The organism is Agaribacillus sp. DX54 (genome assembly GCF_056858335.1).
The window spans coordinates 159,757-175,239 of record NZ_JBXEQE010000010.1 but is presented as its reverse complement, the minus strand read 5'-3'; the positions used below and the strand labels follow the sequence as shown (position 1 = coordinate 175,239).

At 41.5% G+C, this 15,483-nt stretch carries 11 protein-coding genes; 6 read left to right on the top strand and 5 right to left on the bottom strand.

The window, feature by feature from the left end:
* Positions 1-242: 242 nt before the first annotated feature.
* Positions 243-1,283 carry an OmpA family protein gene (locus AC04NP_RS13335; protein ID WP_482860256.1) on the top strand — a complete coding sequence of 347 codons (1,041 nt, stop codon included), beginning with the start codon at positions 243-245 and terminating at the stop codon, positions 1,281-1,283.
* 72 nt (positions 1,284-1,355) lie between these two features.
* Here the strand turns inward: AC04NP_RS13335 and AC04NP_RS13330 are convergent, their stop codons facing one another.
* Together AC04NP_RS13330 and AC04NP_RS13325 are read right to left on the bottom strand one after the other, a co-directional pair.
* Positions 1,356-2,174 (bottom strand): SprB repeat-containing protein, encoded by an 819-nt coding sequence (locus AC04NP_RS13330; RefSeq protein ID WP_482860255.1) that lies wholly within the window; start codon positions 2,172-2,174, stop codon positions 1,356-1,358.
* 328 nt (positions 2,175-2,502) lie between these two features.
* Positions 2,503-2,676 carry a hypothetical protein gene (locus tag AC04NP_RS13325; RefSeq protein ID WP_482860254.1) on the bottom strand — a complete coding sequence of 58 codons (174 nt, stop codon included), beginning with the start codon at positions 2,674-2,676 and terminating at the stop codon, positions 2,503-2,505.
* Positions 2,677-2,940: 264 nt separating this feature from the next.
* Here AC04NP_RS13325 and dinB point away from each other — a divergent pair, with 264 nt between their 5' ends.
* Positions 2,941-4,011, top strand: a complete 1,071-nt coding sequence (dinB, locus tag AC04NP_RS13320; protein WP_482860253.1) for a DNA polymerase IV — start codon at positions 2,941-2,943, stop codon at positions 4,009-4,011.
* Positions 4,012-4,024: 13 nt separating this feature from the next.
* Here the strand turns inward: dinB and AC04NP_RS13315 are convergent, their stop codons facing one another.
* Entirely contained in the window at positions 4,025-4,507 is a 483-nt protein-coding gene (locus AC04NP_RS13315) for a DUF456 domain-containing protein (protein WP_482860252.1), read from the bottom strand.
* A 236-nt stretch (positions 4,508-4,743) separates the two neighbouring features.
* On the bottom strand, positions 4,744-7,290 hold the full coding sequence (locus AC04NP_RS13310) for a DUF5686 and carboxypeptidase-like regulatory domain-containing protein (protein ID WP_482860251.1): 2,547 nt from the start codon (positions 7,288-7,290) through the stop codon (positions 4,744-4,746).
* Positions 7,291-7,731: 441 nt separating this feature from the next.
* On the opposite strand from AC04NP_RS13310, the gene AC04NP_RS13305 reads away from it, so the two are divergent.
* The 3 genes from AC04NP_RS13305 (at position 7,732) to AC04NP_RS13295 (ending at position 11,207) form a co-directional block, all read left to right on the top strand.
* Positions 7,732-8,388, top strand: coding sequence for a hypothetical protein (locus AC04NP_RS13305; protein WP_482860250.1), 657 nt, complete (start codon positions 7,732-7,734; stop codon positions 8,386-8,388).
* A 128-nt stretch (positions 8,389-8,516) separates the two neighbouring features.
* Positions 8,517-9,059 (top strand): hypothetical protein, encoded by a 543-nt coding sequence (locus tag AC04NP_RS13300; RefSeq protein WP_482860277.1) that lies wholly within the window; start codon positions 8,517-8,519, stop codon positions 9,057-9,059.
* Between the two features lie 51 nt (positions 9,060-9,110).
* On the top strand, positions 9,111-11,207 hold the full coding sequence (locus AC04NP_RS13295; RefSeq protein WP_482860249.1) for a leucine-rich repeat domain-containing protein: 2,097 nt from the start codon (positions 9,111-9,113) through the stop codon (positions 11,205-11,207).
* Here the strand turns inward: AC04NP_RS13295 and AC04NP_RS13290 are convergent.
* The gene (locus AC04NP_RS13290) at positions 11,176-11,928 is read right to left on the bottom strand and encodes a hypothetical protein (RefSeq protein ID WP_482860248.1); all 753 of its coding nucleotides are present in this window, start codon (positions 11,926-11,928) and stop codon (positions 11,176-11,178) included. The genes AC04NP_RS13295 and AC04NP_RS13290 overlap by 32 nt on opposite strands.
* Positions 11,929-12,414: 486 nt before the next feature.
* Between AC04NP_RS13290 and AC04NP_RS13285 the strand changes: the two genes are divergently transcribed.
* Positions 12,415-15,483, top strand: a complete 3,069-nt coding sequence (locus AC04NP_RS13285) for a SusC/RagA family TonB-linked outer membrane protein (RefSeq protein ID WP_482860247.1) — start codon at positions 12,415-12,417, stop codon at positions 15,481-15,483.

Genomic DNA, 15,483 nt, shown 5'->3' with positions numbered 1-15,483 from the left:
TCAAATCCCAAATTTTTTGCTTATCTTCTATTATATACATAAAGTACAATTTTTTGGGTTTTCAAACTTTTGCACGAATGATACTTGTTTGGAAATCGATAGGTAATATATTATTTTCGATGCCATAAGTGTGAGAATGTAATAAAAGTTCAGACAGTTTGCTTAAGATTTGATTGATCCTCAAAGGAAGATTTTTTAACACAGATACAATCAAAAACTGTAGCTAAAACCGCACAAAACAAGTGAAACCAAAAAAAACCAAACCCAATCAACGGCTGTTTCCGAGGTTATTTCTGTTGTTGGTTTTTATAGTTGGCAAAAGCAACGGCGCATGTATAACAGGCTATCGGGAAGTGCCATTTACTACCTACTTTGTAATCATAGGGACTTATCAGGAGGAGTTAAATGCCATAAAACATGTCCGTCAGGCCCGGTTTTTTATAGAAAGCACCGATTACTTTTTTAATACCATTAAAAACAGCTACTATGTGTTTGCCTTTAAATCAGATGACAAACACACTACGTTGAATAAGCTGCACGAATTAAGGGTCGACCCCTATTTCAGGGAAGCATGGTATTACAAACACCAGTTCGACAGGTTTCCGGGCAGTCAACCCCCGATGGTTAAAAATGAACGCAAAACCATCCAAAATCCCCATCTCAAACTGCAAAAAAAGCGTCCTGCAGTCAAGGTTGAAGACCCGGCTCCTGCTATCGATCATGCGTCCTTATTACCAATTATTGGACAAATAGCAGAAGAACAAGACAATCCCGGTAACAGTTTTACTGATTCAGGCCAAGATACTGTCACCTCCGTTAACAAGACCTTGACCCATCAAAATCCCATTGAACAGATGGAAAAAGCTGAAACCGGGGATATTATTATTTTTAATAATTTGCTATTTCACAGAAATGCTGCCATCCTGCAACAATCGTCTGAATCAGACTTAAACAAATTGTTGTCTATCATGCGTGACAATAGCCACATAAAAATCCGCATTCACGGCCATACTAATGGTGATTTCAGAGGCGAGATTATTACGATGGGCAAAAAAAATAAAAACTATTTTCAGACCAACTCAAAAAATGACTACGTAAACGGTGATGCCGTATTGCTTTCTGTGGAGCGTGCCAAGATAATCAGCAGATATTTAAATGAAAAAGGGATTTTACCGGACAGGATCGAGATCAAGGGCTGGGGTGGAGAAAAGACCCTCTACCCGTTAAATTCAGCTAAATCAAGTCTCAACAGCCGGGTAGAGATAGAAATTCTGGAAAAATAAAAATGCCGGAACCCGGAAAGAACATACCGGCATTTAAAATTGTTTTTAAACAATTTTGAGCTATATCTTAAATCAATTGTTAAGCGCCCCGTCATCTACCCAGCAGGCAATGGCAGCAATCTGTTCATCAGTCAACGTCGATCCCCTTGGCATGTTTCTGCTTTGGGTCCTGCTTCTTATTTCTGATGCCGAAGATTGTATATTGGCAAACACCGTGAGATCAGGTTGCTGCTCACCGGCTACATGACAGCCCGATACAGCACAGTAAGTAGTAATGATGGCCGAAACCTGGCCTGAAAAACTAATCCCACTGATTACATAACCCTCTCCTGAAGTCTGGCAATCGTTGCCATCTATGACCGTTACTGTATGCAGCCCATTGGATAAATTATCAAATTGATTGCTGGCCTGAAATCCGCTGTCATCAATACTGTATCGATAGCTCCCGTCTCCTCCGGAGGCAATCACTGTGAGTGAACCATCATTACCCCCACATCCGGCGGCGACATTGCTGACTGTCGTAAAATTGACATCACTGATGGATTCCACCACCGCTTCGGCTTCAGCGCTGCAACCATCACCATCCCTTGCGGTGACGGTGTAATTGCCGCTCTCAAGATTGGCAAATACATTGCTCTCCTGAAAATTGGTTCCGTCTATGCTATATTCAAAATTTCCTCCTCCTCCATTAGCCGCTATAGTAATGCTCCCGTTCGCTTCCGGACAATCTGCGTTGTCTACGCTGGCATTGACAGTTATATTAACAACCGAGCAATCGACTGACGAGTCATCACTATCACACGAAGACAATAAACCCATGCCAATAAATACCCCCGTCAACAAAAACCATCCCCTGGCACTCTGTAACCCTCTGGTAAAGTCAGTGTTCATACAAATTAATTAAGTCCTGATACCACTATAATCTGAAGTATCGAATTAAAAACAATTACAACATCATAATTTTACAACGATTTAAATCCAAAATTAGTTCTCGCCCAGAAATGGAGTGTGAGTTTGAGTGTGGGTGTGGGTGTGAATGTACACCTTCTCATAGGAAGGGATATACGTGTGGTCGTTGTGCCGTGTGGGGGCTAAATATTGGTGGCCCAACGTTTTTAATTTAGGGATTTCTTATTCACTAACAAAAAACAGAAAAAAACGCAGATACGCATGTATTCCGGTTTGTGGCAATGGGTTAGCACGTAGGAAAGGGAAATTTTCAGTCTTGTTCAGCCGGATCGTTGCTCGTTGTGTCCGAAGGCGCGATACGTTCCTTTAGATTTCCTTTTGAGCCGGGGTAGGTGGTTTTTGAAGCAATATCATAGCTGATGTAAAGGATTACCAAAATAAACAGCCCTGCCAATACCAAAAAAAGCTTTTTAGATTTTTTCATTTCTTAACGTTAAGTATCATTTTACCATTAAACCCTGTTTTCTGACTGCCTGAATTTATAAAAAAACGGCTTGCGAAAGTTTACGGTATTGCACCTGAAATAATCCCGATTTACCCCTTAATTTAGCCAGAATTTTTCAATATATACCATCAATTACAGGGAAGGTTATGGCTTGCTATGTTTATTTTTTACTTTTGGGTAGGATTTTGCATGACCAGACCTGATGAATGATCATGGCGAGGTGGTCATTGTCAGGCGTTACCCATGATCTCAAAAATCATTCATATTGACATGGATGCCTTCTATGCATCGGTTGAACAACGCGACAATCCGGAATTAAGGGGCAAACCGGTAGCGGTAGGCGGAAGTTCCAAACGGGGTGTTGTGGCAGCAGCCAGCTATGAAGCGAGGCAGTTTGGGGTGCATTCAGCCATGCCTTCGGTGGTGGCAGCCAGAAAGTGTCCCGAACTGATTTTTGTCAAACCGAGATTCGATCAGTACAAAAAGGTGTCTCTGGAAATCAGGACGATATTCAATGACTATACGGACTTAGTAGAGCCATTGTCACTTGACGAGGCTTATTTGGATGTGACAACCAATAAGAAGAACATACCATCAGCCACCATTATCGCCAAGGAAATCAAACAACGGATTAAACAAAAAACCGGTCTGACCGCATCGGCGGGGATTTCGATTAACAAGTTCCTTGCAAAAACGGCTTCAGACCTCGATAAACCCGATGGTCTTTCAGTGATTTTGCCCGATGAGGCTGAAGCTTTTGTGGAAAAATTGCCTATCCATAAGTTTCATGGTATTGGGAAAGTCACGGCAAAAAAAATGAACCGGTTAGGCATCTACACCGGTAAGGATCTTAAAAATTGGTCTGAAGCGAATCTGATCAAAAGATTTGGCAAAATGGGGGCCTATTATCATAAGATTGCCTCGGGGCAGGACGACAGAAAGGTAAATCCAAACCGGATCAGAAAGTCCATCAGTTCGGAGGATACTTTTGAGGAGGATTTAACCGGTATGGAAGAAATGATGGAAGCTATCGCCGGCATTGCGGAAAATGTTCATGGCTGGATGGAAAAAAACCAGGTTTTTGGCAAGACCCTAACCGTGAAAATTAAGTTTTCGGATTTCAGGCAAATCACCAGGAGCAAAACCTCCCCCAACCCCATAACCGATCTCGACACCATGATAAAAACTGCCGGGGAATTATTGGCTACCCTGGATACCAATAATATAAAAGTTCGCCTGCTGGGGGTAGGTTTATCTAACTTAACGCGACCCGATGAAAATCCGGGCGGCCAGCAGCTAACGCTGGAATTTTAATACTTTCTGCCAGTTAAACAAGACGCTCTACAAAATAATAGGCCATAAACCCTGTCGCGATCAGTTTTATCAAAGTTCCTGCTAAAAACCCCACAAAAGATCCAATGGCTGACCTGATGGCAACCGATGACGCTTTGCCGGCTGATAATTCGCCCACCAATGCACCAAGCAGCGGGCCAATGATAATCCCAAATGGAGGGAAAAAGAAAATTCCTATGATGAGTCCAATAACAGAACCCCATACACCACGTTTGCTCCCCCCAAATTTTTTAGTTCCGTAAACAGGAATAACATAATCCAAAAATGTGACAAAAGCGGTAATAGCAGCCCAGATGAGCAAAAACCTCGTTGTGAAAGCTGGCTCATTCAGCAACTGGAGCATTAAGAGCCCGATATAGGCCAGGGGTGGGCCGGGTAGAACAGGCACAAAACAACCTATGACACCTATAAAAATGAATATGGCACCGATGATTATCCAAAGAATTTGTATATCCATTACACAAAAGGCTTGCTGAAAAATAAACAACTAACCTAACGAAGTTCATCGATAAAACAAAAGGCTGGATTGTTAAAAACAGATTTATTTATATTTCAGAGATTTTACAGGGTCGATAGTAGCTATCTTGATAGACTGGCTGCTTACCGGTAAAACGGCTACGGCTGTAACCAATATGCAGGGAATCACAAACCACCACCACTGCACGCTGATTTCAGTGGTAATACTTTTATGCTTTACAATATAAACTGGAAAGATATTTTTACCCCGAACTTTCTGACATCAGGTGCGTCGAGGTAGGTTAACCGGTGAAAAGCGTCCACCCTGATGATCTTAAAAATGTTTTCAATACCGTATCCCAACTCAATGTACGGCGTATTTCCCAGTGTCCTGAAGGCTGGTATTTCAGCTCCGGTTTCATCGAATTCCGGCAAGGCTACATTTAAGTTTTCATCCCTCAGGCCACCATAAATAATATTGGCGTTACCAACCAATCTCCATTTTAATTTTTTCATTAACGGTATCCGGTTCAGAATAAAGCCTTCAAAAGAATGCCGGTACCGTAAAGATAGATAACGATCACTGACAAATTCAAAGAAGTCCATAAGGTTATAGGCTACTTCCGCATAAAAAGGCGACTCATTACCAATGTGCGATTTTAACAGAGGGTAAGGCAATTGCGAAAATATATAGCCCCCCGAAATGGAGTAACGTGACACCCCGAAAAATCCCATTTTTAATGACTGGGAAATGTTGAAATTCAACTTATCATAGCTAAAGTCGCTTCCCAGGAAATTATCGAAACCATGGGTATATCGTATCGTGATGGCGGGCCATTTCAAGGTTCCAAGGCTAATGCGGTTGTTATCATTCTGAATAAAAATCTCATCCTTGGCAAACCGGGTTTCCAGGCTTATCTCTGAAGTGGAAAAACCACTGCCGATCTCAGATTCATTGTTGCCGGGATCTTTGTAGTACTGAAATGGAAACAGGGGCGAAAAATCCTGTTGTTTGAAAGTTACCTTTTGGATGAGTCCGCTCCTGATTTGTGTTTCAAAATTAATGGTATTCTCTATGTGGTCAAAAGGTCTGGTAATGTTGCCAAACTGACTGAACGCAAAAAATATACTGCTGTTTTCCACGTCATCGCCCAACAACCATACCTGATCCATATCGCGCCTGTGTTCTATGCCTATTTTTGTCCAGGGTTTCCTCGAAACAATGTAATCTACGGAGGCGAGGTATTTCCATCGTTCATCTCTGAAACCATAGGCGCCGTAAACCTGGAATACCCATTTATCACTAAAATCGATGTTGGTTCTGGCACCCATGCCAAGCCTTATACCCTCTACCTCGTTCCTGGCAAAACTGCGCACATAAGGCCCCAGGTCAAATTTACCCACCTTTAAATAGCCGGAAAAAGCCGTTTTTACAACATCAGTGAATGTTTTTACCACCGGTATGGTTTTCAGGGTATCGATCATCATGTAAACGTTCTTTTCCGTAGCAGTGAGGGAATCATGCCTGTTTTTCTCCCAATACCCTTTCGGTTGAAGCCTGGCCTGTTCATCCAGTTCAATCATAGTTTCATAAAATTTAGGGGAATGAGGTTTGTTCACCATAAAATCTTTGTTGGAACTATAAAACTTTGCCACCAGGCTGGGTGTATTTTTTGTTAATTCTCCCACATCTATCACCACCCTGGTTTTGCTAGGTATCCAGGGGCCGGCCTGGGAAGGAGCCAGTTCCTGTTGTATTTTTAGCTTTTCGATATAATTAAGATTGGCCTTTTTGTTGACTGACAAATCCACCTGTTTTAGGGCATATTGTCCTTTGGTGATCCACATGGTGCCCGTAAAAGCGAGATCCTGCTCACTTTTAGGCGAAAAATCTATTTTATAACAAAAATCACTGCCTATGGTAAGGGAGTCTTCCAACGAATATTCATAGTAGGTTTTCCAGCCGTCAGCGATGGGTGAAATAAACTCTTTGTTGACCAGGTTTACCCAGTTCATATAAAAATTATATTGCTGAAACGTGGAGCCTATCAGTTGAGATGTTAGTGAACCGTCATCTATACCGACACCGCTGACTTTGGTGTTGATGATGTATTCCTTCTGTACCTTGGGATTATGTTTGACATAAAACTTTGAAATCGATTCGGAAATAAATATCGGTAGCACCGGCTTGCCATCTTCTCCTGCGATTTGCACCAGGCTGTCCATCACAGTGGCTATTTGCCGGAACATTTTTTGACTCCGGAGTTTTTCAGTCAGATTATTGATGTCAAATTCCGTTTTATTGTAACTTTCATATTCATAGGCACTTAAACTGCGGCGGTCGTGTTTATCCTTGTTCTCAACCACATGACGTATAATCTCATAAGCCGGGTTTTCACCGGCCACAAAAACCACTTCCTGCAGATTCACAAGGTCTTGTGTAAGCTGAAAATTGATATTTTGAGTACTCCCCCTTTTTAAAGGTTTAATGCGGGTAATGTATCCAATGTAAGACGCTGAGATGGAATCCACCGGCATATCGGTTTTAATTTGATAAAACCCATCGAAGTCTGTAGTAATGCCAACAGTAGTTCCCAAGAAAACCACATTAACAAAAGGGATCGGATCACCGGTTTCAGCATCTATAACCCGACCTTTGACAATAGTTTCCTGTCCCAGAGAAACCTGGAAACTGCCTAGAAAGGCTACTGCAATTATCCACCTGGCGATTATTAATAGGTTTAAACGGGCAGGAAATAATCTGGTACTTTTAATACTGCTCATCAATCAAAATAATCTTTAAAACAAGAAGACGGTAAAACCTGTCATTGCTTAAGATAATCCATCCGGTTATTGAACCTTCCATCTACAACGAGATTAGGTTATAAATGTTTAAGACATTCGGTTAATCATAGGTGAAGAAATCAGCAATGGGGATGGCTTTTCCAATTCAATGATATGAAAGACAAGTCGCAGGCAAAATAGTTTCCCTGAATCTTTCCTGATTTAAGTTTTAAAAACCCCGTTCCAAGTTATACCGTCAAAGTTGATTCATATTTTATCCTTTTTTTAAAACACAATTTTTATAAAAAACAACGCAGGAATTATCATTTAATGATTTTTTTTTCTAATTTTTCCAATCCAAATTGATTCCAGACCTTACTTCGACGACGAATATTTTTCAAATTGGGAACGGAAACCAAAACGCCAAAACTATAAAATACCATGGAAAACAGTTTAAAACCATCAGGTTATAAGCCTCTCTATAAATACATCGGGCTTCTGCTATCGCTGGCCGTCATCATAGGTGGGTGCCAAAGTCAAAGGAATGTCGTAAAATCCAAAGATGGTAAACTTTCAGTTGACAAAGAAACGGTGATTAAGGATCTAACCAGTATTATTGATCCGGACTCTGAGCTGACTTTGGAGGAAAAAACAGCCCTGTTGCAAGCCATCAAAGATCACGGATTCCAGGATGCCCAGGTAGACAGCCTTATAGTTGTAGCCGAAAATGCCCTGGATTCAACAGCCCTTGAAGCAGGGCCCGCTCAGAGAACAGCAACAGCCGCCTCCGAAGCCTCTGATGTAAGTGATGAATTAGAAAACATCTTAACCGATCAGTTTAAAGCCTTGATTAACCCGGACATGGAGCATAGCTCCAACGATATTATCCTTGAAACGCTTAATTATTTTGAGTCCAATGATGCGCCGGTATTGATTATTTTACAGGAATTAAACGGTAAGATTTTTTATGACCGGCCCACAACCATCGAAAAATATCTTTTTTACCTGAAAGATCTAAAGAAAAATTACCATCAGATTCAGGAAATGAATCTAAACAACGAAGACAAGATCAACAAACTGATTCTTGCCAGCCAATGAATTATGCCGGGAAACAGGTAATCAATAAATTTAACCAAAAGCCAATTATAATGCTGAAATATATAAACAACCTTTTAAAAATCGATTCAATTTCCGGCAGGTGCACGGTCCCGTGCCTGATAGCCATTATGACATGTGTCCCCCGGAGTTATGCGCAAAACGGGTTCTTGGTCAGATCAGCCAGTGAAAACATGATTGATTCGCTGGCACTGGAGAAAATCAAGGATTTGGGAGAGTACATTCATATCATAGGTAGCAAAGAGACCTCCTTTTCCAAAGCCAACAGAGTGATTAACAGGGCCATGGAGCTGTTTGCAGAAGGAAGCGAAATAGCGGTTTCATCGGTGAACAAAAAACAAATCACCAATTTTCCACTAAGAGAATATTTTGAACGCCTAATGGCTCTCAACTATGATAAAGTCAATATCGAATGGTATGACATCCATTACATCAGCAATCTCGAATTACTTTCCAATGGAATTTACGTGGGGGTAGTGACAATTTATCAAAGATTTGAAGGAGAAAGAGGAGATAAGCTGGTTTACAGGGATACAACAAAAAAAGATATTACTATTTTTGTTAAGAAAAAAGAAATTGTTGTTGCCGGGGACATGGTAGACTTCTGGGATGTATTGTTGGGCGATATTATGGTTTCGGAAACGGTATTGTAGTGAAGGGGTAGCAATTTTGTTTTTAAGGTCTAACTAAACATGTAAATTAAAATGGGAATAATTCCTTTTTCCCAGGGTAATGCTTGCCGGTTAAGGTATTTTGCTGGTTTTACATTATGTCTGCTGCTATTTTTATCCTTCGGCCTTCGTGCGCAAAATGGAAACAACAACCAGCTTTCAGGGGAAAAATATGAACCACATATCGGGCAGCTTGTATCATTTCTGGGTAAAATCTACAATACACTGGGCAGCCAAACGGCTACCATAAAAGAAAAAAATACCGTTCTGGAGAGCAGTTACCTGAAAGTGTTTAAGGATCAAAGGGTACAAATCGAAGATGACCTCGTTGAAGGTCGAAGCGCTGTGGTAATCAAAGACGTTCGTTCATACCTGCAGGACATAGACATTTTTTTTCGATCCGCTCAATTCGATTTAAATGTACTGGAGACATCTATCGTTACAAATGTCCATAACCGGTCGTTTTTCAAGGTGGTAGTCAACCAGAACCTGCAGGGTATAAATTCCAAAGGTCAAATTGTTAACATAGACAGGGTCAGGTTCATTGAGGTAGAAATGGATGAGGCTACTGAGGAATTAAAAATATCCAGTATATACTCTAAGTTGGTAAACAAACACCAGTCTCTTGAAAGCTGGTGGAGGGGGCTTTCTTTTGAATGGAAGGTGATTTTTCAACGCGCTATTAATACGGAATTAAAACCCGATAACGAACAGCTAAAGAAAATCATTTCGTTGGAAAGGCTGGATGTCTCCTATAACAAGTACATTACCGGGATTGAACCCCTTGCCATGGTTAGCAACCTCCGGGAAATTGATCTTTCCAATACGGATGTTTCAGATATCACTCCTTTGAGAAATCACCAAAACCTGGAGGTTTTGAATATTTCCAAGACCAAAGTCAAAGATGTCAATGCCCTACAGTTCACTGACAACCTGAGATACCTCTTTATGGACTACACACCGGTTAATGATTTATCACCACTGTATCAACTTGCCAAACTTGAAAAAGTTTTGTGCGAGGGTACTGATATCACCGGCAAGCAGGCAACAGAACTGGCTTCCAGAAATCCCAATAACTGTGAAGTGATCATTGAGTCTGATGCTTCCATGCGGTGGTGGAATACCATTCCGATGGTTTGGAGAGAAAAATTTATGCTGGAATTGGCCTTTACCGGCAGTAATGTAGGAAGTAATGAGTTAGGAAAAATTGAAAGCCTTACGCGGTTAAGTTTACAACGCAATAAAAACATTAAAAGCCTTAAACCGCTTCGTTTCCTCAAAGAACTGCAATACCTGGACTGCGAAGGTACAGGGATTAACAACCTGGATGGCATCGCCGAGCTGACCAAGTTGATTGAATTAGACATCTCAGATACCGAGGTCAATGACATCAAGCCTTTGCTGCTTTTAAAGAATCTGAAAAAAGTCCGGTTTAACAATTTGAAAATAACTCCGGAAGATATTGAAGCCTTTCAGAAAGAACGGCCGGACATTAAACTCATGAACAGGTACACCATGCTGGTAAGCTGGTGGATCAGGATTCCCGAAAACTGGCAACAGGTATTCATAGCTCATGTGGGATATGAGGGGCCACTGCCCGTACCGCCGGAAATTTTGTACGATATTGTGAAGTTGGAACAACTGGATATTTCAGGAAGGCAAGATCTGGCTGATTTGGCCCCCCTGTATATGCTCAGCGAACTCAAAGAACTGAACATTGACAGCAACATGTCCATTACCAGCCTGGACCCGATCGATAGTTTGTATAATCTTGAAAAGCTCATCTGTTCCAATAATCCGATCGCTGACTTAACACTGCTGTCACAACTTCATAATTTGAAGTATCTCGACATTAAAAATACGCCTGTAGTTTCAGTCGATCCGCTGGAAAACCTGAAAAAACTGGAAGAATTGGATATTTCAGCTACTAAGATCACTAATCTTCGTGGTTTAAGGGCCCTTCAGAATCTGAAAAAGTTGAAATGCTACAATACCAATATCAGCAGCATTAATCCGCTTATAACACTAGTAAAGCTTCAATCGCTGCTATGTTACAATACACGGTTAACCAAAAAGAAGGTAGATGATTTCAAAAAAATCAAGCCTCAATGCCATGTGATTTTTTACTAGACCTGGAAGTTGGCGGATCAGGTGGCCTTCCCGCTGTATCTGCTTCGGAACTGTCACCGGGGTTTGCCATAAAAATTTTGTTTTGTTGAAACAGAAAGCTTACATATAAAAATGAGACAAGATTAAACTCCTCAATTTCCCAGCAACCCTTGATATCACTTTCTGTCACAAGGATCAATAAAAAGAAAAGGGTAAACAAAATCCCATGGATTAATTTTGGTACAGGCACCATAAAATATTTCCACGTTCTCAACCACTTACTTTTCCGGTAAAGAATAGGAAGTCCTATGAAATAGATGAAAGCGCTTACATACAAAACCGTACTGAAAATCACGCGATTAATGTCAACACCATTGATTTTAAGATTATGTACTGTGACTTCTCCCTGACGATTCATTTTGGCATAGTTATCGGGCGTATCGAAACCAAATATCCTTTGACCATATGAAATCTCTTCACCACCCCCAAACAAAAATAGCAAAAACAATAATGCGCAACTGGCTTTCAATAATTTGTTATTGGATTTAATGGCCTTCCACAAAAAGTGAAAAGCAGCGGCGAATAATATTAATGCAGTCAGGTTTTCAATATACCGGTCTTCCTCGACATATATCACAAATAGGTCCAGATTGGTGAAATACAGAACAATACCTATAATAATATGTACTAATACAAAAAAAATCAGGAAAAGTTCGGTTTTGCCAAGATTCAATAATTTCATATGTGGACTCAAAATTAATAGCCGGCTGTAAAGCTACCTATTTCTCCGGGCATCCATCCTGAAATTGCAAAAAATCTTTTCTAAAACTGCGATTTATTTTTTCTTACTCATTTATTATTGTAATTTTGCCGGTAACACAATTTACGTTAGTTGAGAATGAAAGTAGTTAGAAATAGTTAGCTAATTTGATGTTAACGTATTTTGAGGGAGCCATCATTAGAGAGCCATAAATTGGATGGGAGACCATATAGCTCAAAGATTTACCAGCTCTTGGATCTAGCAACAGAAAATTAGCCAATAAGAAAAAGCACACTATTTTTTAAAAAGACAATCACACTGCAGACTTTAAGATTAAAGTCATGAAGCAGACTAAGATTTTCATTTTATTCAGATGGACATTTTATCCGGAGAACGGTTGTTTTTTGTACTGATTGTTTTTTATACCATCACTCATGAATATATTATTTACATCTAAACTTTTGGCTTATGCTTAAAAATCTACGATTTTTTTTATTGTTGTTCATTGTAACCTTAACCTTTAGTGTTCATGGACAACAAATTAATGTAAGTGGAACAGTGGTTGATATGGAAGATCAACTGCCATTGCCCGGGGTTAGTGTCCTCATAAAAGGTACCACGATTGGCACGGTTACGGATGCTGAGGGAAAATACAGCCTCGTAGCCCCTGACAATCAGTCAGTCATCGTTTTTACGTTTGTTGGCTACGTTTCGCAGGAAATCATGGTGGGTACACAAAACCTGATCAATGTAGTAATGACCCAGGATATGCGGCAATTATCTGAAGTGGTGGTCACAGGATTTGGTACACAGTTGAAGCAGGACCTCACTGGCAACATCGCAGCGGTAAAAGGTAAAGACATTCAAAATGTTGCGGTACCGACATTTGAACAGGCTTTGCAGGGACGGGCGACTGGTGTGTTTATAGAATCCAATAACGGAAAAGTCGGTCAGGGCATCAAGGTCAGGGTGCGGGGTTCTTCTTCAGTGACAGCCAGTAACCAGCCCTTGTTTGTCATCGATGGTGTTCCTGTTACCTCCCAAAGCCAGGGCAGGACGACGGCCGGTGAAACAAACCCTATGGCCGATATTAACTTCAATGATGTAGAGTCCATTGAAATACTGAAAGACGCATCGGCAGCGGCTATATTTGGTTCACGAGCGTCCAATGGGGTGGTCATAATTACGACAAAAAAGGGAAGCAGCGGTAAAACCAGGTTTAACCTGGATATGTATACCGGTTTCAGCAGGCCTACCGGCAACAGAGATTGGATGAATGCAGAGCAATATGTCGACTATTTTCTGCAAGCCGCTGCCAATCAGGACCGGATTATAAATCTTAATCGCTGGACTCCTTACGTAGAATCACGATTTGACCGTTATTCAGCCGGTACCGATTGGAGAAACGGCGAGGTGAATGAGGATTGGCAGGATGAAGCCTATCAGGACGCTTCTATCCATCAGATTGACCTTTCGGCAAGTGGGGGAACTGATAAAACCAGATTCTATGCTTCAGGTTCTTACAGCGACCAGGAAGGTATATTGATTGCCAACAGATTCGAAAGGTTAAGCGGAAGGCTTAATCTTGATCATTCGGCAACCGATAAATTAACATTTGGTTTAAACATGAGTGTGGCCAGGACTGTAAACAATCGGCTATCCAATGATAACTCATTCGCAACCCCGCTTCAGGCGGTAGCCCAACCCCCTATTCAGCCTATCATTGACCCGAGAACTAACGAGTTGAGTGGTAATTTTACTTTGTATTTCAATGGATTGCTATATAAAGATAACACCACATTTGAAACGGTGGTCTTCAGGAACCTGAGTAATGTTTTTGCTTCTTACGAATTTTTTCCGGGCCTGACCTTCCGGAGTGAGTTTGGTGTGGACCTCCTAACGCAAAATGAGGATAGATGGTTTGGCACCAAGGTTGTTAGAAATACAGGCAATGCCAATGGCCTTGTCTGGAACAGGTGGAGACAGATAGTGAATTACAACATGAACAATTTTTTCACCTATAACAAAACAATCAATGAAAGTCATACTTTGGAAGTAGTGGGGGGTATGAATTACCAGGAGTCTTCCACCACGGGCTCGTTTGTGGAAGGACAGGAATTTCCCTTCGATGATTTCAGGAGAATTGCCAGTGCCGCTGACATTTCAGACGGTTCCAGCACAGGCACCGAATGGAGTATTCTCTCCTACTTTGCCCGCGCCAATTATAAATTTAATAACAGGTATTTGTTGACCTTAAGTGGCCGGGTAGACGGAAGTTCCCGCTTTGGAGAAGACAATCGATATGGCTTTTTCCCCGGGGTTTCCGCGGGTTGGATTCTAAGTGAGGAAAACTTTTTGTTGGGCCAAAATACAGTAAGTTTCCTTAAACTGAGGGCAAGTTTTGGACTAACAGGAAATACCCCCCTCGACGATTTCGCTTCGAGGGGTTTGTTCGAGGGAGATGGCGGTTATGCCGGGGTTCCCGGAACACGTTATTCGCAATCTCCCAATCCTGACCTGAGTTGGGAACAAACTTCCCAATGGAATATCGGCGTCGATTTTGGTTTTTTGAATGACCGGATTACCGGTGAGATCGACTACTACATAAAAAAAACCACGGATTTACTTTTAAATGTCAATGTTCCTGGCACAACAGGACTTAGAAGACAATTGCGCAATATAGGGGAATTGGAAAACAGAGGCTTTGAACTAATGATCAATACGCAGAATATTGTAGGAGAATTTAGTTGGTCGACCAATTTCAATATTGCCAATAATGTCAATGAATTAACTAACATAGCCGGCCAGGTGATTGAAGGTGGTTTTATCAACCGGGCCATCGAAGGTGAATCGATGGGGGTTTTCTTTGCGCAGGAATATGCAGGGGTGGATCCCGACAATGGCGATGCACTCTATTACCTGAATACCGTAAATCCTGATGGAAGCATTAACCGGGAAACAACTAATAATTATGGTGCCGCACAACGCGTTGTTGTGGGGGACCCTAACCCTGACTTTATCGGAGGCCTCGGTAACAACCTGTCTTATAAAGGGGTAGATCTTTTTTTCCTTTTCAATTTTGTCCAGGGCAATGACATTTACAACGGTGGCGGCCGTTTTCAGTCAGCCAATGGCGATTGGTTTGACAACCAAACGGTAGATCAGTTGAATAGCTGGACACCGGAAAACAGATTTACCGACGTGCCCGAGGCCAGGTTTACAGGTGGCAACGGTACCGGGCATTCGTCAAGATGGATCTCCGATGGCTCTTACATACGGCTCAAAACAGCCACCCTTGGGTATACATTGCCTATCGATCTTGTGGAACGCATTAAACTCAGCAGGGTACGATTTTATGTTTCCGGCCAGAATTTATTAACATTCACCGACTACGATGGCTGGGACCCCGAAGTAAACGCCGACTTTTTAAGTGGTGACAACCTGGCCGATGACAGTGGTAATATTAGTCAGGGTAACGATTTTTACTCAGCTCCTCAGGCCAGAACCATTACCCTTGGCGTCAATATTGGTTTTTAA